This window comes from Dethiosulfatibacter sp. (assembly GCF_983023055.1).
The window spans coordinates 1-2,235 of record NZ_CEZJXU010000425.1; the positions used below are offsets into that span (position 1 = coordinate 1).

At 39.4% G+C, this 2,235-nt stretch carries 3 protein-coding genes; all 3 read right to left on the reverse strand.

Features of this window, described 5'->3' with window-relative positions; genetic code table 11:
* Window positions 1-1,087 (reverse strand): pyruvate ferredoxin oxidoreductase (gene porA / locus AC3AX0_RS11945; RefSeq protein WP_487550507.1); only part of this gene is annotated, 1,087 nt, incomplete at its 3' end.
* An 11-nt stretch (window positions 1,088-1,098) separates the two neighbouring features.
* Entirely contained in the window at window positions 1,099-1,401 is a 303-nt protein-coding gene (locus AC3AX0_RS11950) for a 4Fe-4S dicluster domain-containing protein (RefSeq protein WP_487550508.1), read from the reverse strand.
* Window positions 1,401-1,973 carry a 2-oxoacid:acceptor oxidoreductase subunit gamma family protein gene (locus AC3AX0_RS11955; RefSeq protein ID WP_487550509.1) on the reverse strand — a complete coding sequence of 191 codons (573 nt, stop codon included), beginning with the start codon at window positions 1,971-1,973 and terminating at the stop codon, window positions 1,401-1,403. The genes AC3AX0_RS11950 and AC3AX0_RS11955 overlap by 1 nt, the downstream gene beginning before the upstream one ends.
* Window positions 1,974-2,235 lie beyond the last annotated feature (262 nt).

A 2,235-nucleotide genomic window follows, 5' to 3' on the forward strand; every position in this document is an offset into this window, starting at 1 on the left:
CTTTTACATCTCTTCCACCAAGACCGTAAACATAGTTTATTATCTTTGGTGCATTTTCAGTTCCATAAAGAGCTGCCTTTATTTCTGCGTTTAATGGACCACCTTGGTTGTTGAAGCTCTCAGATCTGTCCATTACAGCAATTACATTGATATGTTTAAGTGCTTCTGCAATTTCTTCTGCTGGGAAAGGTCTGAAAAGTCTGATTTTAAGAAGTCCAACTTTCTTTCCTTCTTCTCTAAGCTTGTCTATTGCATCCTTTGCCGTTCCAGCTGCTGAGTTGATTATTACTATTGCAGCTTCTGCATCGTCAAGCCTGTATTCTTCGAATAGGCCGTAACTTCTTCCTGTCATTTTTTCGAACTCTTCAGCTATTTCAAGGGCTACTTTTTTTGCATTTCTCATTCCTTCGGCTTGAAGTCTCTTGTGCTCCATATAGAATGCGGGTGAATCGTATGGACCTACAGACATTGGCTGGTTAGCGTTTAGAAGTGAATTTTCAGGATAATATTCTCCAACAAATTCTTTTACCTTGTCGTCTTCTATAAGCTCGATGTTTTCAACGGCGTGACTGGTTATGAATCCGTCCTGACATACCATTGCAGGAAGCCTTACATCTTTGTGCTCAGCTATTCTTACTGCCTGGATGAAGTTGTCGTATGCTTCCTGGTTGTTTTCAGAGTATATTTGTATCCATCCTGCATCTCTTGAACCCATTGAGTCAGAGTGGTCTGCATTGATGTTGATTGGCCCTGAAAGTGCTCTGTTAACTGTTGCCAGCATTATTGGAAGTCTGTTTGATGCTGCTATATAAAGTATCTCGTGCATTAATGCAAGACCACATGAAGAAGTTGCTGTGAATGTTCTTGCTCCTGCAGACTCTGCTCCAACACATGCAGACATTGCACTGTGCTCACTTTCCACTGGTACGAACTCTGTATCAACAAGTCCGTCTGCTACATATTTCGAAAAATATTGTGGTATTTCAGTTGATGGTGTTATTGGAAAAGCTGCCATTACATCGGGGTTTATTTGTCTCATAGCTGTAGCTACAGCTTCATTTCCTGATAATCTTTCTCTTATTGCCATTTTCGTCCTCCTTATTTGCTTTCCGGAACCATTGATAGGCAGTTAACCGGACAAACCTTTACGCATACACCGCAGCCTTTGCAGTGGTCATAATCGAAATCAAGTCTTTTGCCATCTACAACAGGTATTGAAGTATCAGGACATACAGGCACGCACAAAAGGCAGTGAATGCATTTATTCATATCTATTACGGGCTTGTGGGTTCTCCAATCACCTGTCTTGAATTCAACTGAATTTCCGCTGGCATAAATGTCTCCACCTGGAGTTATATCCTGCCATGCGATTGTTGTATCTATATTGGTTTTCTTATCCATTATCTAACCTCCTGAAGAGCAGTCTTGAGAGCCTTCATATTTCCTTCAATTACTTCAGGCTTTGAAGCAAATTTATGTTCAAATGAATGCTGCATTTCTTCAATGAATTTTTCCTCGCCCATTATTCCGCTTACCTTTACTATTGCTGCAAGCATTGGAGTGTTTGGGAAGTTTTGTCCAAGAGCTTCTTCTGATATTTTTCTAGCATCTATTGTGTGGACTCTTCCTTCATATCCCTTTAAGAATGGTCTAACTTCCTCAGGTGATTTGTCTGTGTTTATAACTATAGCGCCTTCTTTACTCAATCCACTTGTTACTGCAATTGATTCAAGAAGAGTTTCGTCTACAACAACCACAAATTCAGGATCATATATATTTGAATGTACCCTTATTTTCTTTTCACTGATTCTGTTGTAAGCTGTTATTGGAGCACCCATTCTTTCAGGACCGTACTCGGGAAAACCCTGTACATATTTTCCTGTGTTAAAAGCAACATCGGCTAGAAGTAATGATGCTGTTTTCGCACCTTGTCCGCCTCTTCCGTGCCATCTTATTTCAGTAATTTTTGACATTTATATCCTCCTCGTTTTTAGCCATTTAATCTATGATACAGGAACAGATGTGCTTTGTCGACGGTTAATATTGAGTTAAAAGATTAAATTTCACATATGTACGCAGATGGATGAATGTTGTGAAAAATGTATTCGTTCACGCTACAGCTTTGTAGCTCTTATGAATGGATGCAGCAATTCTAAAGGAAGTGCTTGTTTTACCATTGTAGGATTGACAATTGATGTTTGGGGAAGTACTCTTAAATATAGAAGAAAATTATAC

Bases quoted from the DNA above. Each gene is read 5' to 3' on its own strand.
- AC3AX0_RS11950 (WP_487550508.1), bottom strand. From the start codon at position 1,401: ATGGATAAGAAAACCAATATAGATACAACAATCGCATGGCAGGATATA.
- AC3AX0_RS11955 (WP_487550509.1), bottom strand. From the start codon at position 1,973: ATGTCAAAAATTACTGAAATAAGATGGCACGGAAGAGGCGGACAAGGT.